The following is a 24,332-nucleotide window of genomic DNA, read 5'->3' as shown; positions in this document are numbered from 1 at the left end:
GGCAAGTAAAACATGTGTACGGTCCTGACCGGCCGCTGCTGTCCGCATGCTGGACATCCATGGACAGGGGGGCGGGCGGACCGGCCCGCTCACGCCCGCGGGGAGATCTCCACGCCCCGGTCGGTGACCAGTGCGGACAAGGCCGACAGGTTCTCCACGACCAGGTCGGCCCGGAGTTCCTCGGCCCGGTGGGTTGTGGTCAACGCCACGGTGGTCATCCCGGCGGCGCGGCCGGAGGCGAGCCCGGCGGGGGCGTCCTCGAAGACGACGCAGTGGGCGGGGTCGACGCCGAGCGCGCGGGCGGCCAGCAGATACGGCTCGGGGTCGGGCTTGCCGCGGGTGATGTCGTCGGCCGCGACCAGCGTCTTGGGGCGGATGCCGACGGCGTCGAGGCGGGCCTCGGCCAGCCGCCGCGTGGCGGAGGTGACGACGGCCCAGCGGTCGGCGGGCAGCGCGTCGAGGAAGGCGCGGGTGCCCGGCAGCAGCTCGACGCCGCCGCTCGGCACGTCCTCGACCTCCAGCTCCTCGATCCGCGCGACGGCCTGGGGCACCACCTCGGCGGGCAGCAGGTCGGCGGCTATCTCGGCGGCGGGCCGGCCGTGCAGCTCGACCCGGGCGAACTCCTGCGCGGTGATGCCGTACTCCGCGGCCCACCGGGTCCAGCAGCGGTCCACCGAGGCGAGGGAGGAGACGAGGGTGCCGTCGTTGTCGAAGAGCAGGGCCTGCGCGTGGATCGTCATGCCCTCGACCCTACGGTGCAGGCCAGGGCCCGGAGCAGGGGGCCGTCCCGGGCGTAATAGGGTCGCTGCATGCTCACTGTCCTGACGCTGGTGACCGGCGTCGCCGCGCTGCTGCTGGCCGCCTGGTGCGGCTGGGCGGCCTACCGCGACCAGCCGACCAAGGACTGGCACTTCGTCGGGATGGCCGTGGTCACCCTGCTGTCGCTGGTCCAGCTGATCGTGGGGATCGTGCTGCTGGCGCGGGGCGAGGAGCCGGCGCAGGGCACGACGATCTTCGTGGCGTATCTGCTGGGGGCGTTCGCGTGCGTCCCGGCGGCGGGGTTCATGTCGCTGGCCGAGCGGACCCGGTGGGGTTCGGTGACGGTGGCGGCCGGTGGTGTGGTGCTGGCGGTGCTGGAGGTGCGGCTCTATGACATCTGGGCGGGCTGAGGCGGGCCGGCGGCGGCTGGCCTCCGGGCCGGGCACGCTGCTGGTGTGGCTGTACGGCGTGATGGTGGTCGGCGCGGTGTCGCGCTCGGCGTACCAGATCGCCACCGAGTTCGACCGGGCGCCGCTGGCGTACTCGCTGTCGGCGGTGGCCGGGGTGGTGTACGGGTTCATCACGTACACGCTGGTGCGGGGCGGGGAGACGGCGCGCAGGGTCGCGCTGGCGTGCTGCGCCGCCGAGCTGGTCGGGGTGCTGACGGTGGGCACCTGGACCCTGGTGGAGCCGTCCGCCTTCCCGGACGCGACGGTCTGGTCGGACTTCGGGATGGGCTACCTCTTCATCCCGGTGCTGCTGCCGCTCACCGCCATCTTCTGGCTGCGCTCCGCGCGTACGCGGGACACCGGCGCCGTCTGAGGTGCCCCGGGCGGCGCCGGGCCGTGCGGAGCGCTCCGTGCGCCCCGGGAGGCGGGTTCAGGCGGTCGCCGCGTAGGTCGTCGCCGGCTTCTCCAGGACGATCATCGGTACGCCGTCGGCTCCCTGGGACGTGCCCACCGTCTGGTAGCCGACCTTGCGGTACAGGCGGAGGGTGCCCTCGCTGCGGTGGCCGGTGTGGAGGCGGAAGCGGGTCGCACCGTGCCGGCCGGCCAGGGCCGCCTCGGCCGCGCGCAGCAGCCGGGCCCCGATGCCGTGCCCCTGGAGGCGGGGGTGGACGCAGAGCTTGCCGATGACGGCCGCGCCGTCCTCGGTGACCGAGCCGCGGACCGAGCCGACGACCTCGTCGCCGAGCCGGGCCACGAAGACGCAGTCGCGGGTGACCTCCTCGCGGACGGAGTCGAGGGTCTGGACGAGCGGGTCGATGCGGTAGTTGCCGTACAGCGCCGCCTCCGGCTGGAAGCACAGGTACTGCAACCTGAAGATCTGCTCCGCGTCCTGCTCGGTCGCCGCAGAAATGGTCACGCTCATGCCCATGTGCGCACGCCTTCCGCTCATCTGATCACCGATGGTCCCCCACTCCTATCCCCGTCCTCAGCGGGCCGCAACCTCCGGTGGAAGCAATCTGCGCAGACATCCCAGGCATCTGGAACGTTCCGGGCCGAGACTCCCCTGTGAGATACCCAACTCCCCTGCGATTTCCCGGTAGGTCAGGTCCTCGGGTGCGAGCAGGGCCTCCATCAGCCGGGGGCAGCGGCCCGGGAGTCGGCGCACGGCAGCGCGCAGGGCGCGCCCGCGGGCCGCGGCGAGGGCGAGCTGCTCGGGGTCGCCGCCGTCGTCGGCCGGCTCGGCGGGGTACGGCCGTTCGAGACGGCGGGTGCGGCGGGTACGGCGGGCCTCCGCCCGGACCGCCCTGCGCAGCCACTGCCCGGGGTCGTGCGGCGGGCCGTCGGCCTCCAGGCGTTCCAGCAGGCGGAGCCAGACGGCCTGCTCCAGATCACCCGCCTCGGTTCCGGCGGCATATGCCTCCGCGGCGGCCTCGGCTGTGAGCAGCGGGCGCAGGGCGGTGACCAGGTCGTGCGTCATATGCGGTGCGACGCGGCCGCCCGGGCGGTGGGTTGCCCGGGCGGCGGAACCTCACCCGACCGGGCGGTGTGAGCCGGGGAGTTGACGCGGTCAGCGGTTGCGGAAGTCCTCACGCGCCAGCAGGCCGGTGTCGGGCTGGTCGGTGAAGACCCCGTCGATGCCGGTCGCGAAGTACGCCCGGTAGGCGCCGAAGACGTCACCGTAGGCGTCCGCGTCCGTGCCCTTGCGGAACTCGGCGGGCAGGAAGGGGTTCTCGTTGCGCAGGGTGTAGGGGTGCAGGATCAGGCCGGCCTTGTGCGCGTCGGCGACCAGCGTGGTGGGCTGGGTGAGCCTGCCCTGCGCGTCACGCGGGATCACCAGGTCCAGGGTGGGTCCGATGCCCTGCGCGTACGAGGCGATCTCGCGCAGGCCGGCCGGCTTCACGAGATCGGCGACGGTGCGCGGGTCGCCGGTCTCGACGAAGTCCCAGGGGCGGGAGCCGGCCGACGACAGCAGGACGACCAGGGGGTTGTCCACGAGCTTGTCGAGCCGCTGGACGCTCGTCGGCTCGAACGACTGGAGCACGACCGGGGAGTTCCGCCGGTCCTTGCGGTGCCGGTGCAGCACCTTGGCGACGCGCTCCTCCAGCGGCAGGCCCTGCCGGCGGAAGTAGGTGGGGTGCTTGAGCTCGGGGTAGATCCAGACCTGTTTGCCGCGCCTGCGGGTCTGCTCGTCCTGCCAGCGCAGGACCTCCTCGAAGGTGGGGATCTCCCAGCGGCCGTCGTAGAGGGTGTTGTGCGGGCGGTTGGCCGGGATGCGCTCGACCGCGCGGAGCGTCTTCAGCTCGGCGAGCGTGAAGTCCTCGGTGAACCAGCCGGTGGTGGAGACGCCGTCGAGGACCTTGGTCTTCCTGCGCCCCGCGAACTCGGGGTGGTCGGCGACGTCCGTGGTGCCGCCGATCTCCGGCTCGTGACGGCACACCAGATGGCCGTCCCTGGTGGGGACGAGGTCGCCCGCCTCGACGATGTCGGCCCCCATGTCGAGGGCCAGCTGGTACGAGCCGAGGGTGTGCTCGGGGCGGTAGCCGCTGGCGCCGCGGTGGCCGATGATCGTCGGCTTGGGCAGACCGCCCAGCCCGCCGCCGCCGTGCCGGGTTCCGTCGGCTCTGGCCGTACCGGCCATGCCGAGGACCGCTCCGCCGGCGCCCAGCACCGCCGCACCGAGCAGCGCCCGCCGTCCGGTGCGGGCCGTGTCCCCGGTCGTGTCCCCGTTCGACTCTTGGTTCGACTCGCGCGTTGCCATGAGCGCCTCCTGACCGTCGTCCTCGTCCGTGCGGGCCGATCGTAGGGGCGCGTACATGACGGACGGGAGACCGCGGGCGGAACACGCGGGTGACGGGGGATGTCACCGAGGCCGGTGGGGGCGGTGAACTGACGGTTCGTCGCATCCGGGTCGGTTCGGCCGCGCCCTTCCGGGAACGCGATGAGGTGTGCCCGGAGGCGATGTGTGTCACACCCTCCGGCGCCTCACGCACCGTCGGCGGCGCGTCACCGCAGGTGAAGCCGCGTCAACAGTGCGTAAGGTCTCGGTTAAGTCGCCGTGCCCGATGTGCGCGACCACGGGCCCCGCGAGTATCGTCCTCACCTGCACAGACTCATATCGCATCCCTTGACACCGGAGGGTCCGTTGTCCCGCTTCGAGCTCATCAAGGCAGTGCTCGGCCCGATCATGCGGCTGATGTTCCGCCCCCAGGTGGAGGGCGCGGAGCACATTCCCGGCGACGGTCCGGTCATCCTGGCGGGCAACCACCTCACGTTCATCGACTCGATGATCCTGCCGCTGGTCTGCGACCGGCAGGTCGTCTTCATCGGCAAGGACGAGTACGTGACCGGCAAGGGCTTCAAGGGCCGGCTCATGGCCTGGTTCTTCACCGGTGTCGGCATGATCCCGGTCGACCGCGACGGCGGCCGGGGCGGTGTCGCCGCGCTCATGACCGGGCGCCGGGTGCTGGAGGAGGGCCGGATCTTCGGGATCTACCCGGAGGGCACGCGCTCGCCCGACGGACGTCTGTACCGCGGGCGGACGGGCATCGCCCGGCTGACGCTGATGACGGGTGCGCCGGTCGTGCCGTTCGCGATGATCGGCACGGACAAGCTCCAGCCGGGTGGGGCCGGGGTGCCGCGGCCGGGCAAGGTCACGGTGCGGTTCGGTGAGGCGATGGAGTTCTCCCGGTACGAGGGGATGGACCGGGACCGGTACGTGTTGCGTGCCGTGACCGACTCGGTGATGACCGAGGTCATGCGGCTGTCCGGGCAGGAGTACGTGGACATGTATGCCAGCAAGGCGAAGGAAGCGGCGTAGTTTTTGGGCGGGTCGGGGGCGAGGGCGCGCCGGCCGTCGGTGCCGGTGAGCGGTGGTCCGGCGGGTGCGGGTGCGGGTGCGGGTGCCTCAGGCTTTTCGCGCAGTTCCCCGCGCCCCTGAGTGCGCCGTTTCCCTGCGCCCCTGAGAGTCGGGTGCGGGTGCGTGGGGGTTTTCGCGCAGTTCCCCGCGCCCCTGAGTGCGCCGTTTCGCTGCGCCCTTGAGAGTCGGGTGCGGGTGCGTGGGGGTTTTCGCGCAGTTCCCCGCGCCCCTATGTGCGCCGTTTCGCTGCGCCCCTCGGCTTCGGCTGCCGGTCCGTGGGGGTTTTCGCGCAGTTCCCCGCGCCCCTGAGTGCGCCGTTTCGCCGCGCCCCTGAGAGTCGGGTGCGGGTGCGTGGGGGTTTTCGCGCAGTTCCCCGCGCCCCTGTCCTCAGGGGCGTTTCGGCGTTCGGGGGGTCAGGGGTGGTCCGGGGTGGTTTCCAGGCGCTGGTGGCGTAGCAGGAACCAGGCCGCCACCGCCGTGGCCAGCAGGACCGCCGCTCCGACGCCCGCCGCGAGGGCCAGCCCGTCGACGAAGGACGTGCGGGCCGCGTCCAGCATCGCGGCGGCGGTGTGGGCGGGCATGTGCCCCGCCGCCTCGACCGCGCCGCCCAGCGACTCGTGCGCCGCGTCCGGCGTGCCCGCCGGGCCGGTGAAGTCCCGGTAGACGGCCGTCACGATCGAGCCCAGCGCGGCGATGCCGAGGGCGGCGCCGAGTTCGTACGCCGTCTCGGAGACCGCGGACGCGGCACCGGCCTGCTCCTTGGGCACGCTGGAGAGGATCACGTCGGCGGTCACCGTGAAGGAGAACCCGGCGCCGACACCGACCACCAGCAGCGCGCTGCCGAGCAGCGGGTAGCCGGTGGACTGGTCGACCACGGTCAGTGCCGCCAGGGCGAGGCCGATCGCCGCCAGGCCGCCGGAGACGACGGCCCGGACGGAGTAGCGGCGGGCCGCTCGGCCGGCGATCAGTCCGGCCACCACCGCTCCGACAGCGGCGGGCAGTTCGGCCAGACCGGCCTCCAACGGACGCCTGCCCTGCACGAGTTGCAGGTACTGCGACAGGAAGAACACCAGTCCGGACAGGCCGAGGATGGTCAGCAGGTCGGCCAGGACGGCACCGCTGAAGCCGCGGTTGCGGAACAGCCGCATGTCCAGCAGCGGCGCCGGGAGCCTGAGCTGCCGGCGGACGAAACCGTAGAGGGCGGCGGCGCCCACCAGGCCCGCGGCCGCCGGGCTCCACGCGATGCCGTGGGTCGCGGTCTCCTTGACGGCGTAGACCACGCCGATCATGCCGACCAGTGACAGCACCACGCTGACCAGGTCCCAGGGGCCGGGGTCGGCCGTACGCGACTCGGGCAGCAGCTTGATGCCGACGAGGACCAGGACGGCCATCACGGGCAGGTTGATCAGGAAGACCGAGCCCCACCAGAAGTGCTCCAGCAGGAACCCGCCGACGATCGGGCCGACGGCCGTACCCGCCGAGGCGGTGGCCCCCCAGATGCCGACGGCGAGGCTGCGCTCGCGCGGGTCGTGGAAGAGGTTGCGGATCAGGGCGAGCGTGGCCGGCATCAGGGTCGCACCGGCGACACCGAGCAGCGCCCGGGCGACGATCAGCGTCTCGGGCGTGGTGGCGTAGGCGTTGAGGACGGATATCGCGCCGAACGCCGTGGCGCCTCCGAGCAGGATCCGCTTGCGGCCGATCCGGTCGCCGAGGCTGCCCATCGACACGAGCAGGCCGGCGATGACGAACGAGTAGACGTCACCGATCCACAGCAGCTGCGTGCCGGAGGGCTCGAGGTCCTCGCTGATGTAGGGGGTCGCGAGACCGAGGACGGTCGCGTCGACGGCCACCAGCAGTACGGCGAGCACCAGGACGCCGAGCGCGAGCCACCGGCCCGGACGCTTCACCGCCTCCGTCTCGGCCGCCTGCAGGGTGCTGGTCATGATTCCTCTCTTCTGACCGCGCCGCCGAGCAGCAGCTCGACGATCATGTGCTGGAAGTCCTTGGGTGCGCCCTTGCCGCTCTGCACCAGCCAGGCGCCGGAGGCCAGCAGGCCGTACAGCGCCTCGGTGAGCCAGGCGGGCGTGAGGTCGATGCGGAATTCGCCGCTGAGCTGGCCGCGCCGGAACAGGGCGGAGATCCGGTCGTCGATCTCGGTCCAGCCCGCGTTCTGCTCCTCGCCCTCGAACAACTGGTTCTCGGTGTAGAGGAAGGCGAGCAGCCCCGCGGCCGGTTCGATGGCGCCGATCAGCCGGCGTACGGCCTCGCTCGCCGTGCCCTCGTCGAGCCGGGCCGCCCGCAGTGCGGCCTCGCACTCGGCGATGCCCAGCGACTCCAGGGCGCGGACGAGCGCGTCCCGTCCGGCGAAGTGCCGGTGCAGGGTGGCACGGCTGATCCCGGCGGCCTTGGCGACCTCGTCCATGGTCGCGGTGGACTTGCGGGTCAGCAGGGCGGCGGCGGAGCGCAGCACGTGGTCGGGATCGACAGCCATGAGACAACCATACACCGAATGAGACATCAATGTCTCACCACGGGCATGCGTGACTCATGCGGGTGGGGTTCCGTCCGGCGCGGGGATTCAGTGCCAGGGCAGCTGTCCGCGGCGCTCCCAGTAGGCCCGCGGCTCCTCGGCGAGTCCGGCGAGGCGGTCCAGCTGGTCGTCGTCGAGGTCGACGACCGCCGCGTGGAGGTTCGAGGCGAGCTGGGCGGTGGTGGCGGCGCCGGACAGGACGACCCCGGCCCAGGGCCGGCGCAGGATCGTCGCCAGCGCCACCGCGTCGCAGCCCAGCCCGGTCCGGGCGGCGACCTCCCGGAGGGCGTCCGGCGCGTGCGCGCCCGCGAGGCGGCCGTTGGCCATGCCCTCCTTGACGATCACGGTGAGTCCCGCGGCGTGCGCCTCGGCGAGGGCGGGACCCGCGGAGGTCTCCAGCGCGTTGTAGGTGGACTGGACGGTGCGGAAGAGGGGCTCGCCGTCGACGGTGACGGAGAGGGCGGCCCGGACGGCGTCGGCCTGGGCGGGCCCGCTGGTGGAGAAGCCCACGGTCAGGCCCTGGGCGGCGGCCTCCGCGAGCCTCGCGTGCAGTTCCTTGTCGGTGAGGGCCGGGCTGTCCGGGGTCACCGAGTGGATCTGGTAGAGGTCGAGCCGGTCGCCGAGCAGGGCGTCGGTCTCGGCGCGCTGCCGTTCGTAGGTGGCGAGGCCGTGGTCCTTGACCTCGTGCGTCTCGGCGTCGGTGGACCAGTCGGCGGTGTAGGTGTAGCCCCACTTGCTGCCGACGACGACGTCGTCGACGGCGGGCCTGGCCTCGAGCCAGCCGGCGAGGAACTCCTCGGAGCGGCCGTAGGAGCGGGCGACGTCGAAGTAGCGGACGCCCTGGGCGTAGGCGGCGTCGAGGAGTTCGTGGGTGCGGGACCGCAGCGCGTCGACGCTGCGGTCCGCTCCGAGGTCTTCGTCCCGGCCGAGGTTGATGTAGCCGGGGCGCCCGACGGCGGCGAGGCCCAGTCCGATGTGGCAGGTGGGGGTCGTCGCGGTCGCCAGTCGCGCGAAGGGCATCGCGGGCTCCGTTCGGTCGGGTCCGGTACGGCTCCCGACCAACGTACCCGCGATGCCCTTCGGCGCTCGCGATCGGAGTCCGGCTCGAGCGGTGGCTAGGCGCGCGCGGGCTCGCCGCGGCCTGTCGCGCCTACGCGGCGCAGCCGCACACCGCTACCGCCCCGGGCCTCTAGAGGGCGCTGCCCTTGGCCAGCGCCCACTCGTGCTGGATCGCCAGGTCCGCCTTCACCTCGGCCAGCTGCACGGCCACCGCGCTCGGGGCCGTGCCGCCCCTGCCGTTGCGGGAGGCCAGGGCGCCGGCGACGTTCAGGACCGTCCGCACCTCGGGCGTGAGGTGGGCGGAGATCTTGGCGAACTGTTCGTCCGTCAGGGCGTCCAGCTCCTTGCCCTCGGACTCGGCGACCTTCACGCACTCACCCGCGACCTCGTGGGCGACGCGGAAGGGCACGCCCTGCTTGACCAGCCACTCGGCGATGTCGGTGGCGAGGGAGAAGCCCGCCGGGGCCAGCTCCTCCATGCGCTCGCGGTGGACGGTGAGCGTGGCCATCATGCCGGTGAAGGCCGGCAGCAGGACCTCCAGCTGGTCGATCGAGTCGAAGACCGGCTCCTTGTCCTCCTGGAGGTCGCGGTTGTAGGCGAGCGGGAGGGCCTTGAGCGTGGCCATCAGGCCCGTCAGGTTGCCGATCAGGCGGCCGGACTTGCCCCGCGCGAGCTCCGCGATGTCCGGGTTCTTCTTCTGCGGCATGATCGACGAACCCGTGGAGAAGGCGTCGTGCAGGGTCACGAAGGAGAACTCCTTCGTGTTCCAGATGATGACCTCCTCGGCGATCCGGGAGAGGTCGACCCCGATCATCGCCGTGATGAAGGCGAACTCGGCGACGAAGTCCCGCGAGGCCGTCCCGTCGATGGAGTTGCCGGCGGACCCGTGCTCGAACCCCAGGTCCTTCGCCACCGCCTCCGGGTCCAGCCCCAGGGAGGAACCGGCCAGGGCGCCCGAGCCGTACGGCGACACGGCGGTCCGGGCGTCCCACTGGCGCAGGCGCTCGGCGTCCCGGGAGAGGGCCTGCACATGGGCGAGGACGTGGTGGGCGAAGAGGACGGGCTGGGCGTGCTGGAGGTGCGTGCGGCCGGGCATCGCCACGTCGGGGTGCGCCTCGGCGAGGCCGACCAGCGCGTCCTGCAGCTCGGCGATCAGCCCGCCGATGACGCGGGCGTGGTCGCGGAGGTACATGCGGAAGAGGGTGGCGACCTGGTCGTTGCGGGAGCGGCCGGCGCGCAGTTTGCCGCCGAGGTCCGCGCCGAGGCGCTCCAGCAGGCCGCGCTCCAGGGCGGTGTGGACGTCCTCGTCGGCGACCGTGCCGACGAACGCGCCCGAGGCGACGTCGGCCTCCAGCCGGTCGAGCCCGGCGAGCATGCGCTCCAGCTCGTCCTCGGTGAGCAGGCCCGCCGTGTGCAGGACGCGGGCGTGGGCGCGCGAGCCGGCGATGTCGTAGGGCGCGAGCCGCCAGTCGAAGTGGACGGACGCGGAGAGCTTCGCCAGGGCCTCGGCGGGGCCGTCGGCGAAACGGCCGCCCCAGAGCCGGACATCACCGCTGTTGCTGCTCACCTGCTGTGCTCCTCTATGGGTTCCTGCCCCCGGGGTGAACGCGTCACCGAGCCGGGATCCGTATGCATGAGTATGCAGTGGTCTGCATGTTTCGTCAATCCACCGGAGGGTGGCGGGTCGGTGAAGTCGCCCGCCGGGAAATTCGGCGCTCCTTTGAACGCGAGAAACCGCTTACCCGTACCTCTCGCCGAGCGCAGGCGCCGCGTTCCCCACACCGACGACACCGACCCTAGTGAGGCACCCCCATGTCCAGGGCTCTTCCGAAGTACAACAAGCGCCGCGTCGCCCTCATCGGCGGCGCCGCCGCTGTGGCGCTGTCCGGCACGGTGATCGCCGGGTTCGCCCTGGCCGGGGAGACGTCCAAGGGCAACGGGAACGCCGCCCGCACCCTGGCCGGTCCGGGCACGATCAGCTGCCCGGACGTGCGCTCCCAGCTCCCCGCCGTCCCCGCCTCCGCCCGGGCCGAGGTCGACCGCAACCTCGCCCTGCTCGACACCCAGCTTCGAGAAGCCAACACCCGCCTCGCCGACACCGTCGGACAGGGCGGGCCCGACTTCGTCCAGAACGCCATCCTCGGCCCCCTCAAGGACAAGCGCGTCGCCACCGTCAACCGCATCGCCACCGCCATCGGCCGCACCGCCGCCAAGCCCCAGGGCCTCGACACCCTGGCCGCCTGCACGCTCAACGGCGCGGGCAACGGCGCCGGCAACGGCCAGGCCGGCAAGCCGCAGACGGGCGGCGGCACGGGCAACGCCGGGGACACAGGCAACGCCGGGAACGCGGGCAATACCGGGAACACGGGCAATGCCGGGAACGGCCGCGCCGGGACGATCAGCTGCCCGGACGTGCGCTCCCAGCTCCCCGCCGTCCCCGCCTCCGCCCGGGCCGAGGTCGACCGCAACCTCGCCCTGCTCGACACCCAGCTCCGCGAAGCCAACACCCGCCTCGCCGACACCGTCGGACAGGGCGGACCCAACTTCGTCCAGAACGCCATCCTCGGCCCCCTCAAGGACAAGCGCGTCGCCACCGTCAACCGCATCGCCACCGCCATCGGCCGCACCGCCGCCAAGCCCCAGGGCCTCGACACCCTGGCCGCCTGCACCCTCACGAAGTGAGGTGACAGGCGCCGCGGCCGCCCCGTGGGAGCGCCGGCCGGGGCGGCCGCGGTCGGGGACTGCGCGGGGTCCGGCAGAGGTGACCTGATCCCCCAATTCCTTAGACAGCCAAACTAACTACGCCCATAATGGCTGGACATGGGAAAGACACATGAGCGCATAGACGGCCGGCTCCGCTCGTTCATCGAGGCACAATCGGTCTTCTTCACCGCCACCGCACCCCTGTCCGCCGACGGCACGGTCAACCTCTCCCCCAAGGGCCTCACGGGCTCGTTCGCGGTGCTGGACGAGCACACCGTCGCCTACCTCGACTTCGCCGGCTCCAACGCCGAGACCATCGCCCACCTGCGGGAGAACGGACGGATCACCCTGATGTGGTGCGCCTTCCAGGGCCCGCCGAACATCGTCCGGGTGCACGGCAGGGGCGAGCCCGTCTTCCGCGACGACTCCCGATTCGGGGAGCTGCTCGCCCACTTCCCCGGCATCGACCCCTCGCCGCACGGCCTGCGCGCGATCATCGTCGTCACCGCCGAACTCGTCCGCGACACCTGCGGCTACGCCGTCCCCTTCATGGCGTACGAGGAGGACCGGGATCTGCACGGCAAGCGGTTCGCCCGCGAGGACGACGCCTCGCTCGACGCCTACTTCACCAAGAAGGAGTACATCGCCACCAGCCTGGACGGGCTCCCCGGGCTGCCGCTGCCGCTGCCGCCCTCTACGGTCTGAGGCATGCGCCCCGGTGCCGTCGCCCTCGCCGTCTCCTCCCTCCTCCTGCTCGGCGCCGGGCCGCCCGCCCCCGCTCCGCTGCCGGCCCGGATGGCGCACACCGGCGGCGGCACCCAGCTGATCACCGCCGTGGCGGCGGGCACCGCCTCGACCACGGGCACCGTGACCTGGTGGGACCGCACGGCGGGCGGGCGCTGGGTGCGGGCCGGCTCCGCCCCCGCGCGTTTCGGGGCGAACGGCCTCACCGAGGGCTCCTCGCGCAGACAGAGCACGAACACCACCCCGACCGGGGTGTACGGCCTGCCCTACGCGTTCGGCATCGAGGCGGCCCCGCGCGGGACCCAGTACCCCTACCGGCGGGTCCGCCAGGACTCCTGGTGGTGCCAGGACAACGACTCCCGCTCCTACAACCGCTGGACCGAGCCCCGCGCGGCCGACTGCCGGGCGGCCGAGTCCGAACACCTCGTCACCTACCGCACGCAGTACGCGCACGCCCTGGTCGTCGGCTTCAACTACGACCGCCCGGTGCGCGGTCGCGGGGCGGGCATCTTCCTGCACGTCCACGGGCGTGGGGCGACGGCCGGCTGCGTGTCCGTCTCCAAGGACGCGATGCGGCGCCTTCTGCTGTGGGCCGACCCGGCACGGCGGCCGCACATCGCCGTGGGGACGGCGAGCGGGCCGACGGCCGTCACCCGTCTCTGACGGAACGACGGCCGAGCGGGAGTCACCCGCGGTCATGGCCGTGCGCACACGGCTCCCGGCCGGGCTGAACACTCCCGTGCCCCCGCACGTATCTGTGGGCCAAGGGTCAAGTCCCCACGGAGGAACCGTGACCACCACGCTCGCAGGCGGACGTGCCGCCCGCCGCCAGACGATGCGCCGCATCCGCCCGCGCCGCTCCCCGGCCGTCCCGCTGCTGATCGCCCTGTGGGCCGGCGCGGCGGCCGTGCTGTGGCTGTGGTGGGACAACACGCCGTCCCTCGCCGACACCACGAGCAAGATCCTGGCCGCGGGCCGCATCACCGGCCTGCTCGCCGGCTACCTGATGGCGCTGGTGGTGCTCCAGATGGCCCGGGTGCCCGCACTGGAGCGGCGGGTGGGAACCGACCGGGTCGCGCGCTGGCACGCCATGACCGGCCGCTACACGCTCTGCCTGGTCCTCGCCCACGTCTTCCTCATCATGTACGGCTACGCCCTGCAGGCGGGCAAGGGACTCGGCGACATCGTCCAGCAGACGACCGACTCCATCGACCAGCTGCCCGACATGGGCAAGGCCGCCATCGGGACGGGTCTGCTGTTCCTCATCGGGATCCTGTCGATCGGCGGGGTGCGCCGGCTGATCGGCTACGACACCTGGTACCACGTGCACCTGCTGACCTACGCGGCCGTGTACCTGACGTTCTGGCACCAGATCACGACCGGCAACGAGTTCGCCGTCGAGCCGGCCGCGAAGACCTTCTGGTACGGGCTGTACGGGGTCGTGACGGTCCTGGTCCTCTGGTACCGGATCCTCACGCCGATCCGGCTGAACCTGCGGCACCGCATGCGCGTCGAGGCGGTCATCGAGGAGACGCCGGGGATCGTGTCGGTGCTGATCGGCGGGCGCAGGCTGCACCGGATGGGCGCGGAGGCCGGGCACTTCTTCCGCTGGCGGTTCATGGCGCCGGGGATGCGGTTCAGCTCGCACCCCTACTCGCTGTCGGCGGCGCCCCGCCCGGACATGCTGCGGATCACCGTGAAGGCGATCGGCGACCACACCGAGCGGTTGCGGGACCTCACCCCCGGCACCCGGGTGTGGGCGGAGGGCCCCTACGGCGCCCTGACCGCGCAGCGCCGCAGCCGCGGCAAGGTGCTGCTGGTCGCGGGCGGCGTGGGCATCACCCCGATGCGGGCCCTGTTCGAGACGCTGCCCGGGGCCTCCGGCGACATCACCCTGCTCTACCGGGCCAACAGCACCCAGGACCTGGCCCTGTGGGGCGAGTTGGCCGCGATCGCCGACGAGCGCGGCGCGCGGCTGATGTACGCGGTCAACAGCCCGGACGGGGAGCGCCCCGACATCTCCGCCGAGTCCCTCCAGCGCAAGATCCCCGACATCGGCGACCACGACGTCTTCATGTGCGGGCCGCCCGGCTTCGCGCAGACCGTCTACGAGGCACTGCGCGGCGCGGGAGTCCCCGCCCGCCGTATCCATCACGAGTCGTTCGAGATGTGAGCGACGGGACACCACCAGCCCTTCAGGAGTTTGGGAAACCATGAGGAAGAGTCACCCGGTCCGGCGTGCCGTGCTCGCCGGCGCAGCCACCGTCTCCGGGATCGTGCTGCTGCTGTCGCTGAAGCCGGCCACCGATCCGGGTTCCGCCCAGGCGGCGGGCGGGCAGGTCCCCCCGGCGGCCGCCGGGCAGGCCCCGCAGGGCGGGGTGAACGGCGCGGTCACCGGGGACGCGGCGCGGACGCAGTACGGCGCGGTGCAGGTCCGCCTGACCATGAGCAACGGCAAGATCACGCAGGCGGAGGCCGTGCAGGCGCCGAAGGGCGGGCGCAGCGACCAGATCACGGCCGACTCGGTGCCGCGCCTGAACCGCGCGGCCGTGGCCGCGCAGAGCGCCGACATCGACGCCGTCTCCGGGGCCACCTACACCAGCGCCGGGTACAAGAAGTCCCTCCAGTCCGCCCTCGACAAGGCCAAGGCGCAGGGCGGCGCGGAGCAGGGCTCCGGGCAGGCGCGGACGGTCACGGGTGACGTCGCGCGGACGGAGTACGGGCCGGTGCAGGTCCGGGTCACCGTCGCGGGCGGGAAGATCACCAAGGCCGAGGCGGTGCAGGCGCCCAAGGGCGGCCGCAGCGACCAGATCACCTCCTCCTCCGTCCCCCGCCTCAACCAGGCCGCCGTCGCCACCGGCAGCGCCGACATCGACTCCGTCTCCGGGGCCACCTACACCAGCGCCGGGTACAAGAAGTCCCTCCAGTCCGCCCTCGACAAGGCCGAGGCGCAGGGCGGCGCGGGCGGAGGCGGCGGGTCCTCGCAGGCCGCGGGCGCGGGGGGCGGCCAAGCGCGGACGCAGGTCCTCACCGGCAGCGCCGCGCAGACCGAGTACGGGCCGGTGCAGGTCCGGGTCACCGTCACGGGCGGGAAGATCACCAAGGCCGAGGCGGTGCAGGCGCCCAAGGGCGGCCGCAGCGACCAGATCACCTCCTCCTCCGTCCCCCGCCTCAACCAGGCGGCCGTCGCCACCGGCAGCGCGGACATCGACTCCGTCTCCGGGGCCACCTACACCAGCGCCGGGTACAAGAAGTCCCTCCAGTCGGCGCTGGACCAGGCCGGTGGCTGACACCGTGGCCGGCTCCGCTCAGGCTCCCGCCGCGGTGCGTCATGCCGAGGAGACGATGGGGACCGTCTTCTCCTTCGACGTCCGCGGCGGGGAACCGGCCGTCGTGCGCGCGGCCCTGGACGAGGCGGTCGCCGGGCTGCACCGGGTCGACGAGGTGTTCAGCACGTACCGCGAGGACAGCCAGGTCTCCCGGCTGCGGCGGGGCGAGGTGGCGGTCGGGGACTGCGACCCCGAGGTCGCTGAGGTGCTCGCCCTGGCCGCCGAGGCGGAGCGGCTGAGCGACGGCTGGTTCAGCACGACGTACGAGGGCTGTCTCGACCCGACCGGCATCGTCAAGGGCTGGGCCGTGGAGCGGGCGGCGCGGCGGCTGGCCGAGGTGCCCGGGGTGTGCGGGGTGAACCTGAACGGTGGCGGCGACGTGCAGCTCCTCGGCACGCCGGGGGCTCAGCGGCCCTGGCGGGTGGGGGTGGCCGACCCGCTGCGGCCGGGAGGTCTGGCGGCGGTCGTCTCGGCCGCCGGGGCCGAGGAGCTGTCCGTGGCCACCTCGGGGACGGCGGAGCGGGGGGCGCACATCGTCGATCCGCGCACGGGCCGTTCGGCGGTGACGGACCTGGTCGCCGTGACGGTGGTGGCGCCCCGCCTGACCTGGGCGGACTGCTGGGCGACGGCGGCCTTCGCGATGGGCTCGCGCGCGGGCCTGGCCTGGCTGGAGTCCCTGCCGGACGTGGAGGCGCTGCTGATCACGGCCGGGGACGAGGTGCGCTGCACCGGGGGGCTGGCGGCGAGGCTGGGGTGACGTCCGGCAGGGAGGCAGACGCCCTGAAGGGGGCGCGGGGAACTGCGCGACCAGCCACGGCCCACCCGCACCCGCACGACGCCCCTCAGTGGCCGTCTGCGCCGACCCACCGCCCCAGGGGCGCGGGGAACTGCGCGACCAGCCACAACCCACCCGCACCCGCACCCGCACCCGCACCCGCACGACAACCCTCAGTGGCCGTTCTGCGCCAGCCTCAGCAGATGGTCGGCCAGGGCCTGCCCGCCCGTCGGCTCCCTGCTGATCAGCAGCAGCGTGTCGTCGCCGGCGATGGTCCCCAGGATGTCGTGCAGTTCGGCCTGGTCGATCGCCGAGGCCAGGAACTGCGCGGCCCCCGGAGGAGTGCGCAGGACCACGAGGTTCGCCGAGGCCTCCGCGGAGATCAGCAGTTCCTGCGAGAGCCGCCGCATCCGCTCCTCCTTCGCCGACCCGCCGAGCGGCGCCCGCGGGGTGCGGAAACCGCCCTCGCTGGGCACCGCGTAGATCAGGTCACCGTCGGTGTTGCGGATCTTCACCGCGTTCAGCTCGTCCAGGTCGCGGCTGAGGGTCGCCTGCGTGACGGTCAGCCCGTCGTCGGCAAGCAGCTTGGCCAGCTGGCTCTGCGAGCGGACCGGCTGCCGGTTGAGGATGTCCACGATCCGGCGGTGGCGTGCGGTGCGGGTCTGCGGCACGGCGGGCCCGTTCGCCCCCGGCTGCTCGTGGTCCTGCGCCTGGCTCATCGTCGTCTCATTCCCCGGATCGTCGGTCCCCGCTTGCTGTCTGCAGGATGCCGGGCAGTGCTCCGAGGAGCGCGTCCACCTCGTCGTCGCGGAGATTCAGCGGCGGCATCAGCCGGACGACGTCGGGGGCGGGCGCGTTCACCAGGAATCCGGCCTCCTGAGCCGCCTGGCGCACCTGGGGCGCGAGCGGCTCGGTGAGCACGATACCCAGGAGGAGCCCCGAGCCCCGGACGAAGTCGATCAACTCGTGCCCCAGGCCCTCGATCCCGTCGCGCAACCTCTCGCTCTGCCGCTTGACGTTCTCCAGCAACCCCTCGTTCTCGATGGTGTCGAGGACGGCGAGCCCGGCCGCGCAGGCCACGGGGTTGCCGCCGAAGGTCGTCCCGTGCTGGCCGGGCCGCAGCAGCTCCGCGGCCCGGCCGAAGGCGACGGTCGCGCCGAGCGGCAGTCCGCCGCCGAGCTGCTTGGCGAGGGTGACGACGTCGGGCAGGACGCCCTCGTGGGCCTGGTACTCGAACCAGTGCCCGGTGCGGCCGATGCCGGTCTGCACCTCGTCGAGGACGAGCAGCGCCCCGGTCGCGGCCGTGATGGCCCGGGCCGCCTTGAGGTAGCCGGCGGGCGGCACGACGACGCCGAGCTCGCCCTGGATCGGTTCGAGGACGACGAGCGCGGTCTCCTCGGTCACGGCGGCGGCCAGGGCCTGCGCATCACCGAACGGCACGTGCGTGACGTCGCCCGGCAGCGGCAGGAACGGCTCGCGCTTGCCCTGCTGGCCGGTCAGGGCCAGGGCGCCCATGGTCCGCCCGTGGAAGGCGCCCTCGGTGGCGACGATGTGGGTCCGCCCGGTCAGCCGGCCGATCTTGAAGGCCGCCTCGTTGGCCTCGGCGCCGGAGTTGCAGAAGAAGACCTTGCCGTCCCGGCCGAACAGGCGCAGCAGCCGTTCGGCGAGGGCGACGGTCGGCTCGGCCATGAAGAAGTTGGAGATGTGGCCGAGGGAGCCGATCTGCCGGGTGACGGCCTCGACGACGGCCGGGTGGGCGTGGCCGAGGGCGTTGGTGGCGATGCCGCCGACGAAGTCGAGGTAGGCGTGGCCGTCGGCGTCCCACACGCGGGTGCCCTCGCCGCGGGCCAGCGGCAGCAGCGGGGTGCCGTAGTTGTCCATGAGCGCGCCCTGCCACCGCTCGGCGTACTCCTGATGGGCGGTCATACGGCTTCCCCCTCGTGCTCGTCGGGCACGACCATCGTGCCGATGCCCTCGTCGGTGAAGATCTCCAGCAGGATCGAGTGCGGGACCCGGCCGTCGATGACGCGGGCGGTGGTCACGCCGTTGCGTACGGCGTGCAGGCAGCCCTCCATCTTCGGCACCATGCCGGACGACAGGTCCGGCAGCAGCCGTTCCAGTTCGGCGGCGGTGAGGCGGCTGATCACCTCGTCGCTGTGCGGCCAGTCCTCGTAGAGTCCCTCGACGTCCGTGAGGACCATGAGGGTTTCGGCGCCCAGTGCAGCAGCGAGTGCCGCAGCCGCCGTATCAGCATTGACGTTGTAGACATGCCCGTCGTCCTCGGAGCGGGCGATCGACGAGACGACCGGGATGCGGCCGTCGGCGAGCAGGGCCTCGATGGCGCCCGTGTCGATCGCGGTGATCTCGCCCACGCGCCCGATGTCGACCAACGCGCCGTCGATCTCGGGCTGGTGCTTGGTGGCGGTGATGGTGTGGGCGTCCTCGCCGGTCAGGCCGACGGCGAGGGGCCCGTGCTGGTTGAGCAGCCCGACCAGTTCGCGCTGGACCCGCCCGGCCAGCACCATCCGTACGACGTCCATGGCGTCCTCGGTGGTCACCCGCAGGCCGGCCTTGAACTCGCTGACGATGCCGTGCTGGTCGAGGGCGGCGCTGATCTGCGGGCCGCCGCCGTGCACGACGACGGGCTTGAGGCCGGCGTGGTGCAGGAACACCACGTCCTGGGCGAAGGCGGCCTTGAGGTCCTCGTCGACCATGGCGTTGCCGCCGAACTTGATGACGACCGTCCTGCCGTTGTGCCGGACCAGCCAGGGCAGGGCCTCGATGAGGATCTGCGCCTTGGGCAGGGCGGTGTGCCTGCGTGTCGCTCCGCTGCTCATGACGAGTACGCGCTGTTCTCGTGGACGTAGTCGGCGGTGAGGTCGTTGGTCCAGATGGTGGCGGTCTCGGACCCGGCGGCGAGGTCGGCGACGATGTGCACCTCGCGGTAGCGCATGTCGACCTTGTCGCGGTCCTCGCCGACGCCGCCGTCCTTGCAGACCCAGACGCCGTTGATGGCGACGTTCAGCCGGTCGGGCTCGAAGGCGGCGCTCGTCGTCCCGATCGCGGAGAGCACGCGGCCCCAGTTGGGGTCCTCGCCGTGGAGGGCGCACTTGAGGAGGTTGTTGCGGGCGATGGAGCGGCCCACCTCGACGGCGTCGTCCTCGCTGGCGGCGTTGATCACCTCCACCTTGATGTCCTTGCTGGCACCCTCGGCGTCCCGGATGAGCTGCTGGCCGAGGTCGTCGCAGACCTGCCGTACGGCTTCGGCGAAGTCCTCGTACGCCGGGGTCACTTCGGCCGAGCCGGAGGCCAGCAGCAGGACGGTGTCGTTGGTGGACATGCAGCCGTCGGAGTCGACCCGGTCGAAGGTCGTGCGGGTGGCGGCCCGCAGTGCCTTGTCGAGGTCGGCGTCGTCGACGGCGGCGTCGGTGGTGAGGACGACGAGCATGGTGGCGAGGCCCGGGGCGAGCATGCCCGCTCCCTTGGCCATGCCGCCCACGGTCCACCCGTCCCTGGTGACGACGGACGTCTTGTGGACGGTGTCGGTGGTCTTGATGGCGATGGCGGCCTTCTCGCCGCCGTGCTCGGAGAGCTGGGCGGCGGCCGCCTCGACGCCCGGGAGCAGCTTGTCCATCGGCAGCAGCACACCGATGAGGCCGGTGGAGCAGACGGCGACCTCGACGGCGCCCCGGCCGAGGACCTCGGCGGCCTTCTCGGCGGTGGCGTGGGTGTCCTGGAAGCCCTTCGGGCCCGTGCAGGCGTTGGCGCCGCCGGAGTTGAGGACGACGGCGGAGACCTGGCCGCTCTTGAGCACCTGCTCGGACCACAGGACCGGCGCGGCCTTCACGCGGTTGGAGGTGAAGACGCCGGCGGCGGCACGGCGGGGCCCGTTGTTGACCACGAGGGCCAGGTCCGGGTTGCCGTTCTCCTTGATCCCGGCGGCGATGCCCGCCGCCGTGAATCCCTTTGCTGCCGTCACACTCACGGCGCGACTCCGATCGTCGTCAGTCCGGTGGTCTCGTCGAGACCCAGGGCGATGTTCATGCTCTGGACGGCACCGCCCGCGGTGCCCTTGGTGAGGTTGTCGATGGCGCTGATCGCGATGATCCGTCCGGCGGCCTCGTCGTGGGCGACCTGCACCTGAACGGCGTTGGAACCGTATACGGACGCCGTGGCGGGCCACTGTCCCTCGGGCAGCAGGTGCACGAACGGTTCGTCCGCGTAGGCCTTGGCGTACACGGCGCGCAACGACTCGCCGGTGACCCCGTCGGCGGCCTTGGCGCTGCACGTGGCGAGGATGCCGCGCGGCATCGGCGCGAGGGTCGGGGTGAAGGACACGGTGACCGGCTGCCCGGCGGCCGCGCCGAGGTTCTGGGTGATCTCGGGGGTGTGCCGGTGCACCCCGCCGACCCCGTACGGGGACATCGAGCCCATGACCTCGCTGCCCAGCAGGTGCGGCTTGGGCGCCTTGCCCGCGCCGGACGTGCCGGAGGCGGCGACGATCACCGCCTCGGGCCCGGCGAGCCCGGCGGCGTACGCCGGGAAGAGGGCCAGGGAGACGGCGGTCGGGTAGCAGCCGGGTACCGCGATGCGCTTGGACCCCTCCAGCGCGAGGCGGGCACCCGGCAGTTCGGGAAGGCCGTAGGGCCAGGTGCCGGCGTGCGGGGAGCCGTAGAACTTCTCCCAGGCGGCGGCGTCGGTCAGCCGGAAGTCGGCGCCCATGTCGACGACCAGCACGTCCGGGCCGAGCCGGTCGGCGACGGCCGCGGACTGCCCGTGCGGCAGCGCGAGGAACACGACGTCGTGACCGGCGAGCACCTCCGGGGTCGTCTCCTGGAGCACCCGGCCGGCCAGGGGCAGCAGGTGCGGCTGGAGCGCACCGAGGGTCTGCCCGGCGTTGGAGTTGCCGGTCAGGGCACCGATCTCGACCTCGGGGTGTGCCAGCAGCAGACGCAGCAGTTCCCCGCCCGCGTATCCACTCGCTCCGGCCACCGCCGCACGTACCGCCATGGAACCTCCTCCTTAGGAGGCATGACTATACGTTGCGCCGCAGTTTTATGCAATCCATTCCGGGCGCTCCCGACGGCGGCCGTCCCGCACGATCCCTGCCCGCGCGCCCCCGCGCGTACGCTCCCCGCCATGGGCAACGTCTTCCGGGCCGGCGCCGACGCCATGCACCTGCCCAACGGCGGCACCGAGGTCTTCGTGGAGGTGCTCGCGCTCGCCGTCGCAGCGCTCGCGGAGCGGCCGTGGGAGCTGCGCTTCGCCGCGCTGCTGTCCTGGCAGGACCAGAGCGTGCTGGGCCGGGGTGCGGTCGGGTTCGACCTGGCCGAGCTGGACTGGGGCGCGACCCCGGCGGAGCGGGCGGCCGCCAAGGCCTTCGTGCTGCGCGCGACCGAGCTGGCGGCCCGTGGGCACCGCTGGGCGGAGCTCGGGTACGAGCCGCCGTTCGCGCGGGAGTATCTGCGCCGCTTCCGGGAGATCGTGGAGGCGTTCGAGCCGCCGGCGGCCGTTCCGCCCGGTGACGCGCTCCCGGCCCCGGCGGTCGCCTGCTGCGTGCGCCACCGGGTGCCGAGTGCCCTGCCCCACTGGGAGGGCTGCGTCCTGTGCCACCGGAGCGGACCGGTGTGAGACGGGCGCGTCTACCTCTGCCTGATCCGCAGGAACGTCACCGAGTTCGCCGGGAAGGTGTACGTGAACGTGCTCGCCACGCCCCGGAAGGTGGAGGTCACCGGCGTCACCGGGGTGTCGGTCTCGGTGTTCACCGCGTCCTGGTCGGCGGCCAGTGTGGTCACACGGGCCGCGGCGGAGACCTCGGCGCCACCGAGGTCGACGGCCGTACGGGCCTCGGCGGGCCGGGCGTTGACGACCTTGACGACGAGGTCGCCGGTCCGGTCGTCCCGGGTCACGACCTGGCGGAACGGCTCGGCCGGCTTGTCGTCCGTGAAGCTGCCCCACTCCTCGCCGTCCAGGAACAGGGTGACCTGGCGGCCGCGCACCTTGATGTCGATGTCGTAGGCCCGTCCGGTCTCGATCGACCCGGCCTTCGTCATCAGGGTGCTTCTGCCGCCGTCCACGGCCTGCTCGATCGCGGACCGGGTGTTGTTCCAGCCGCCCAGGTTCCACCAGTAGTAGGTGCCGGTGTCCTGGACGCCGAAGGCGACGAGGAAGCCCTCCTTGCCGGACTTCTTGGTGGCCCTCACATGGAGGTCGTAGTCCTTCCAGGCCGGGTCGCCGGCGGTGACCATGGTGTTCTCGGCGGCGGTGTCGGTCTGGACGTAGGCACCGTCCCGGACGCTCCAGCTGCCGGTGCCGGTGTGCCTCCACCGGGAGGCGTCGCCGGAGAAGTCGTCGCCGAACAGGGCCGAGCCGTCCGCGGAGGTGACCCGCACGTCGTCGTAGGCGGCGCTGGTCGCCCACGTCGACAGGCCGACGGCGCCGGTGATGGGACCGCTGACGTTCGGGGTCCCGGTGGCCCTGGAGGGGACCACCCGATCGCCGACGTTGTTCATGAACAGCTTCTGGACCTCGTAGTTCGCCGAGTTCCAGGACGCCCGGTTGTTGAACCAGATCAGGTCCGGCCGCCACTGGACGTAGTCCTCGTTCGCGAGCAGCGGGGCGTAGGAGGCGAGCTCGACGACGTCCGCGTTGCGCTCCAGGCCGGTCATGTAGGCGGCTTCGGCGAGGCCGTTCCTCCAGGCGTTGCCCTGGGAGGCGTACTCGCCGAGGAAGACCTTGGGCCCGTTCCTGTCGTAGGAGTCGTAGCGGTCGTTGTGCTGCAGGAACCAGGCCGGGCTGTTGTAGTAGTGCTCGTCGACCATGTCGACCTTGCCCTCGCGGTTGAGGCGCCAGGCGGTGTCGAAGACCGTTCCGGCGTCGTCGGGGCCGGAGTTGGAGATGACGGTGATGTCCGGGTACTTCGCGTCGATGGCGTTCCGGAACCGCTCGAAGCGGGCGTAGAACTCCTCGGGCAGGTTCTCCTCGTTGCCGACCTCGATGTGGGTCAGGTGGAAGGGCGCGGGGTGGCCCATCCGCGCGCGGACCCGGCCCCACGTCGAGGTCGCCGGGCCGTTGGCGAACTCGATGAGGTCGAGGGTGTCCTGGATGTGCCGCTTCAGCAGTGCGTCGTCGTCGACGGCCTGGTTCTGGCCGCAGCCGGTGACCAGGGCGGGGACGACGGGCAGCGGCATGGCACCGATGTCCTCGGCGAAGCGGAAGTACTCGTAGTAGCCGAGCCCGTAGCTCTGGTTGTAGCCCCAGAAGTTGGCGTTGGTAGCGCGTTCCTCGACCGGTCCGACGGTGTCCTTCCACTGGTAGCTGCGCTTGCGCTGCCAGTGGGAGGACTCGCTGTAGTCCTCCATGGAGCCGGTGTTGACCAGGCAGCCGCCGGGGAAGCGCACGAAGCCCGGCCGGAGGGCGGCGATCTTCTCGGCGAGGTCCTTGCGCAGGCCGCCGGGCTGGTTCCGGTACGTCTCGCGCGGGAACAGCGACACCATGTCGAGCGCGGCGGCGTCCGAGGCGGCGACGGCGAGGCGGCCCCGGTTGCTGGTGCGGCTCGCGGTGAAGGTGGCCTGGTACTTCGCCCAGCCTCCCTCGACGGCGACCCGGCGGGCGTCCGCCAGGCTGCCCGCGGCGTCCTTCAGGGAGACGGTGAGCGTGCTGCCGTGGGCGGCGCGGGCCCACACGGAGAAGTCGTACCGCTCCCCCTTCGCGACCCGGATGCCGGTGTTGTAGCCCGCGTTCGCGACGGCCGAACCGGCGCCCAGGGACAGGTAGGTGCGGTTGCGCTCGTTGAGCCGGCCCGGGTCGTCGACGGCCTCGGCCGTACCGGTGACCGTCCAGGACGTCAGGGGCGTGTACGCGCCGTTGTCGGCGGTGGAGTACTCGAAGGACCGGTTCTGCACCAGCTCCGCGTAGAGGCCGCCGTCGGCGGCGCGGTTGATGTCCTCGAAGAAGACGCCGTACATCGTGTCGTCGATGGCCGCGCCCCGGGCGGAGGGGTCGACGGTGATCGTGTAGTCGGTGACGTCCTCGGCGTGGGCGGGGGCCGGTACGAGGGCTGCTGCCGTGAGCAGGGCGGCGGCCGTGAGGCCCGCTCTCCCTCGCGTGCGTGCGGTGCGTGGCATGG

The 24,332-nt window shown here is 72.4% G+C and carries 24 protein-coding genes; 10 read left to right on the top strand and 14 right to left on the bottom strand.

From position 1 onward, the window contains the following. Positions 1 to 89: 89 nt before the first annotated feature. Entirely contained in the window at positions 90 to 740 is a 651-nt protein-coding gene (locus tag ACH4C6_RS24070; RefSeq protein ID WP_398110651.1) for an HAD family hydrolase, read from the bottom strand. Positions 741 to 809: 69 nt separating this feature from the next. On the opposite strand from ACH4C6_RS24070, the gene ACH4C6_RS24065 reads away from it, so the two are divergent. Then, on the top strand, positions 810 to 1,169 hold the full coding sequence (locus ACH4C6_RS24065) for a hypothetical protein (protein WP_398110650.1): 360 nt from the start codon (positions 810 to 812) through the stop codon (positions 1,167 to 1,169). Beyond that, positions 1,150 to 1,581, top strand: coding sequence for a hypothetical protein (locus tag ACH4C6_RS24060; protein ID WP_398110649.1), 432 nt, complete (start codon positions 1,150 to 1,152; stop codon positions 1,579 to 1,581). The genes ACH4C6_RS24065 and ACH4C6_RS24060 overlap by 20 nt, the downstream gene beginning before the upstream one ends. A 57-nt stretch (positions 1,582 to 1,638) precedes the next feature. Here the strand turns inward: ACH4C6_RS24060 and ACH4C6_RS24055 are convergent, their stop codons facing one another. The 3 genes from ACH4C6_RS24055 to ACH4C6_RS24045 form a co-directional block, all read right to left on the bottom strand. Next, positions 1,639 to 2,136 (bottom strand): GNAT family N-acetyltransferase, encoded by a 498-nt coding sequence (locus tag ACH4C6_RS24055; protein WP_398110799.1) that lies wholly within the window; start codon positions 2,134 to 2,136, stop codon positions 1,639 to 1,641. 57 nt (positions 2,137 to 2,193) lie between these two features. Next, complete coding sequence (locus tag ACH4C6_RS24050; RefSeq protein ID WP_398110648.1) at positions 2,194 to 2,685, bottom strand: sigma-70 family RNA polymerase sigma factor; 492 nt, start codon at positions 2,683 to 2,685, stop codon at positions 2,194 to 2,196. A 90-nt stretch (positions 2,686 to 2,775) separates the two neighbouring features. Further along, positions 2,776 to 3,966, bottom strand: a complete 1,191-nt coding sequence (locus ACH4C6_RS24045; RefSeq protein WP_398110647.1) for a glycerophosphodiester phosphodiesterase — start codon at positions 3,964 to 3,966, stop codon at positions 2,776 to 2,778. A gap of 384 nt (positions 3,967 to 4,350) precedes the next feature. On the opposite strand from ACH4C6_RS24045, the gene ACH4C6_RS24040 reads away from it, so the two are divergent. Further along, complete coding sequence (locus tag ACH4C6_RS24040) at positions 4,351 to 5,025, top strand: lysophospholipid acyltransferase family protein (protein WP_398110646.1); 675 nt, start codon at positions 4,351 to 4,353, stop codon at positions 5,023 to 5,025. Between the two features lie 452 nt (positions 5,026 to 5,477). Here ACH4C6_RS24040 and ACH4C6_RS24035 read toward each other — a convergent pair whose 3' ends face one another. The 4 genes from ACH4C6_RS24035 to argH form a co-directional block, all read right to left on the bottom strand. Beyond that, the gene (locus ACH4C6_RS24035; protein ID WP_398110645.1) at positions 5,478 to 7,007 is read right to left on the bottom strand and encodes an MFS transporter; all 1,530 of its coding nucleotides are present in this window, start codon (positions 7,005 to 7,007) and stop codon (positions 5,478 to 5,480) included. After that, complete coding sequence (locus tag ACH4C6_RS24030; protein WP_398110644.1) at positions 7,004 to 7,555, bottom strand: TetR/AcrR family transcriptional regulator; 552 nt, start codon at positions 7,553 to 7,555, stop codon at positions 7,004 to 7,006. Before ACH4C6_RS24030 ends, ACH4C6_RS24035 begins: the two co-directional genes overlap by 4 nt. Positions 7,556 to 7,642: 87 nt before the next feature. Continuing rightward, entirely contained in the window at positions 7,643 to 8,614 is a 972-nt protein-coding gene (locus tag ACH4C6_RS24025) for an aldo/keto reductase (RefSeq protein ID WP_398110643.1), read from the bottom strand. Positions 8,615 to 8,783: 169 nt separating this feature from the next. Next, on the bottom strand, positions 8,784 to 10,220 hold the full coding sequence (gene argH / locus ACH4C6_RS24020) for an argininosuccinate lyase (protein ID WP_398110642.1): 1,437 nt from the start codon (positions 10,218 to 10,220) through the stop codon (positions 8,784 to 8,786). Positions 10,221 to 10,465: 245 nt separating this feature from the next. Here argH and ACH4C6_RS24015 point away from each other — a divergent pair, with 245 nt between their 5' ends. The 6 genes from ACH4C6_RS24015 (at position 10,466) to ACH4C6_RS23990 (ending at position 16,186) form a co-directional block, all read left to right on the top strand. Continuing rightward, complete coding sequence (locus ACH4C6_RS24015) at positions 10,466 to 11,335, top strand: hypothetical protein (protein WP_398110641.1); 870 nt, start codon at positions 10,466 to 10,468, stop codon at positions 11,333 to 11,335. Positions 11,336 to 11,473: 138 nt separating this feature from the next. Then, on the top strand, positions 11,474 to 12,061 hold the full coding sequence (locus tag ACH4C6_RS24010; RefSeq protein WP_398110640.1) for a pyridoxamine 5'-phosphate oxidase family protein: 588 nt from the start codon (positions 11,474 to 11,476) through the stop codon (positions 12,059 to 12,061). Positions 12,062 to 12,064: 3 nt separating this feature from the next. Continuing rightward, complete coding sequence (locus tag ACH4C6_RS24005; protein WP_398110639.1) at positions 12,065 to 12,763, top strand: L,D-transpeptidase; 699 nt, start codon at positions 12,065 to 12,067, stop codon at positions 12,761 to 12,763. 127 nt (positions 12,764 to 12,890) lie between these two features. Beyond that, the gene (locus tag ACH4C6_RS24000) at positions 12,891 to 14,273 is read left to right on the top strand and encodes a ferric reductase-like transmembrane domain-containing protein (RefSeq protein ID WP_398110638.1); all 1,383 of its coding nucleotides are present in this window, start codon (positions 12,891 to 12,893) and stop codon (positions 14,271 to 14,273) included. Between the two features lie 40 nt (positions 14,274 to 14,313). Continuing rightward, positions 14,314 to 15,390, top strand: coding sequence for an FMN-binding protein (locus ACH4C6_RS23995; protein WP_398110637.1), 1,077 nt, complete (start codon positions 14,314 to 14,316; stop codon positions 15,388 to 15,390). Beyond that, positions 15,383 to 16,186: an FAD:protein FMN transferase gene (locus tag ACH4C6_RS23990; RefSeq protein ID WP_398110636.1), complete on the top strand. Its 804-nt coding sequence runs from the start codon at positions 15,383 to 15,385 to the stop codon at positions 16,184 to 16,186. Before ACH4C6_RS23995 ends, ACH4C6_RS23990 begins: the two co-directional genes overlap by 8 nt. Positions 16,187 to 16,377: 191 nt before the next feature. On the opposite strand, the gene ACH4C6_RS23985 is transcribed toward ACH4C6_RS23990, so the two are convergent. The 5 genes from ACH4C6_RS23985 to argC are packed head-to-tail and all read right to left on the bottom strand — an operon-like array spanning position 16,378 to position 21,214. Then, positions 16,378 to 16,923 carry an arginine repressor gene (locus ACH4C6_RS23985; protein ID WP_333934510.1) on the bottom strand — a complete coding sequence of 182 codons (546 nt, stop codon included), beginning with the start codon at positions 16,921 to 16,923 and terminating at the stop codon, positions 16,378 to 16,380. Positions 16,924 to 16,930: 7 nt separating this feature from the next. Beyond that, entirely contained in the window at positions 16,931 to 18,130 is a 1,200-nt protein-coding gene (locus ACH4C6_RS23980; protein WP_398110635.1) for an acetylornithine transaminase, read from the bottom strand. Beyond that, positions 18,127 to 19,041 carry an acetylglutamate kinase gene (gene argB, locus ACH4C6_RS23975; RefSeq protein WP_398110634.1) on the bottom strand — a complete coding sequence of 305 codons (915 nt, stop codon included), beginning with the start codon at positions 19,039 to 19,041 and terminating at the stop codon, positions 18,127 to 18,129. The genes ACH4C6_RS23980 and argB overlap by 4 nt, the downstream gene beginning before the upstream one ends. Then, complete coding sequence (gene argJ / locus ACH4C6_RS23970; RefSeq protein ID WP_398110633.1) at positions 19,038 to 20,189, bottom strand: bifunctional glutamate N-acetyltransferase/amino-acid acetyltransferase ArgJ; 1,152 nt, start codon at positions 20,187 to 20,189, stop codon at positions 19,038 to 19,040. The genes argB and argJ overlap by 4 nt, the downstream gene beginning before the upstream one ends. Then, positions 20,186 to 21,214, bottom strand: coding sequence for an N-acetyl-gamma-glutamyl-phosphate reductase (gene argC, locus ACH4C6_RS23965; RefSeq protein ID WP_398110632.1), 1,029 nt, complete (start codon positions 21,212 to 21,214; stop codon positions 20,186 to 20,188). The genes argJ and argC overlap by 4 nt, the downstream gene beginning before the upstream one ends. Before the next feature lie 129 nt (positions 21,215 to 21,343). Here argC and ACH4C6_RS23960 point away from each other — a divergent pair, with 129 nt between their 5' ends. After that, complete coding sequence (locus ACH4C6_RS23960; protein ID WP_398110631.1) at positions 21,344 to 21,835, top strand: hypothetical protein; 492 nt, start codon at positions 21,344 to 21,346, stop codon at positions 21,833 to 21,835. 11 nt (positions 21,836 to 21,846) lie between these two features. Here ACH4C6_RS23960 and ACH4C6_RS23955 read toward each other — a convergent pair whose 3' ends face one another. Then, a complete protein-coding gene (locus ACH4C6_RS23955; RefSeq protein ID WP_398110630.1) occupies positions 21,847 to 24,330 on the bottom strand; it encodes an alpha-L-arabinofuranosidase C-terminal domain-containing protein in 2,484 nt (827 codons plus the stop codon). Between the last annotated feature and the right edge of the window lie 2 nt (positions 24,331 to 24,332).

The organism is Streptomyces sp. NPDC017943, assembly GCF_044328425.1.
Taxonomy (GTDB): domain Bacteria; phylum Actinomycetota; class Actinomycetes; order Streptomycetales; family Streptomycetaceae; genus Streptomyces; species Streptomyces djakartensis_A.
Note: the sequence above shows the minus strand (reverse complement) of the source record. Positions and strands in the feature narration are given on the sequence as shown.

What these genes read in the sequence shown, in the direction of transcription:
- ACH4C6_RS24070 (WP_398110651.1), bottom strand. Translation starts at nt 740, where the DNA reads ATGACGATCCACGCGCAGGCCCTGCTCTTCGACAACGACGGCACCCTC.
- ACH4C6_RS24065 (WP_398110650.1), top strand. Translation starts at nt 810, where the DNA reads ATGCTCACTGTCCTGACGCTGGTGACCGGCGTCGCCGCGCTGCTGCTG.
- ACH4C6_RS24060 (WP_398110649.1), top strand. Translation starts at nt 1,150, where the DNA reads ATGACATCTGGGCGGGCTGAGGCGGGCCGGCGGCGGCTGGCCTCCGGG.
- ACH4C6_RS24055 (WP_398110799.1), bottom strand. Translation starts at nt 2,136, where the DNA reads ATGGGCATGAGCGTGACCATTTCTGCGGCGACCGAGCAGGACGCGGAG.
- ACH4C6_RS24050 (WP_398110648.1), bottom strand. Translation starts at nt 2,685, where the DNA reads ATGACGCACGACCTGGTCACCGCCCTGCGCCCGCTGCTCACAGCCGAG.
- ACH4C6_RS24045 (WP_398110647.1), bottom strand. Translation starts at nt 3,966, where the DNA reads ATGGCAACGCGCGAGTCGAACCAAGAGTCGAACGGGGACACGACCGGG.
- ACH4C6_RS24035 (WP_398110645.1), bottom strand. Translation starts at nt 7,007, where the DNA reads ATGACCAGCACCCTGCAGGCGGCCGAGACGGAGGCGGTGAAGCGTCCG.
- ACH4C6_RS24030 (WP_398110644.1), bottom strand. Translation starts at nt 7,555, where the DNA reads ATGGCTGTCGATCCCGACCACGTGCTGCGCTCCGCCGCCGCCCTGCTG.
- ACH4C6_RS24025 (WP_398110643.1), bottom strand. Translation starts at nt 8,614, where the DNA reads ATGCCCTTCGCGCGACTGGCGACCGCGACGACCCCCACCTGCCACATC.
- ACH4C6_RS24015 (WP_398110641.1), top strand. Translation starts at nt 10,466, where the DNA reads ATGTCCAGGGCTCTTCCGAAGTACAACAAGCGCCGCGTCGCCCTCATC.
- ACH4C6_RS24010 (WP_398110640.1), top strand. Translation starts at nt 11,474, where the DNA reads ATGGGAAAGACACATGAGCGCATAGACGGCCGGCTCCGCTCGTTCATC.
- ACH4C6_RS24005 (WP_398110639.1), top strand. Translation starts at nt 12,065, where the DNA reads ATGCGCCCCGGTGCCGTCGCCCTCGCCGTCTCCTCCCTCCTCCTGCTC.
- ACH4C6_RS23995 (WP_398110637.1), top strand. Translation starts at nt 14,314, where the DNA reads ATGAGGAAGAGTCACCCGGTCCGGCGTGCCGTGCTCGCCGGCGCAGCC.
- ACH4C6_RS23985 (WP_333934510.1), bottom strand. Translation starts at nt 16,923, where the DNA reads ATGAGCCAGGCGCAGGACCACGAGCAGCCGGGGGCGAACGGGCCCGCC.
- ACH4C6_RS23980 (WP_398110635.1), bottom strand. Translation starts at nt 18,130, where the DNA reads ATGACCGCCCATCAGGAGTACGCCGAGCGGTGGCAGGGCGCGCTCATG.
- argB (WP_398110634.1), bottom strand. Translation starts at nt 19,041, where the DNA reads ATGAGCAGCGGAGCGACACGCAGGCACACCGCCCTGCCCAAGGCGCAG.
- argC (WP_398110632.1), bottom strand. Translation starts at nt 21,214, where the DNA reads ATGGCGGTACGTGCGGCGGTGGCCGGAGCGAGTGGATACGCGGGCGGG.
- ACH4C6_RS23960 (WP_398110631.1), top strand. Translation starts at nt 21,344, where the DNA reads ATGGGCAACGTCTTCCGGGCCGGCGCCGACGCCATGCACCTGCCCAAC.
- ACH4C6_RS23955 (WP_398110630.1), bottom strand. Translation starts at nt 24,330, where the DNA reads ATGCCACGCACCGCACGCACGCGAGGGAGAGCGGGCCTCACGGCCGCC.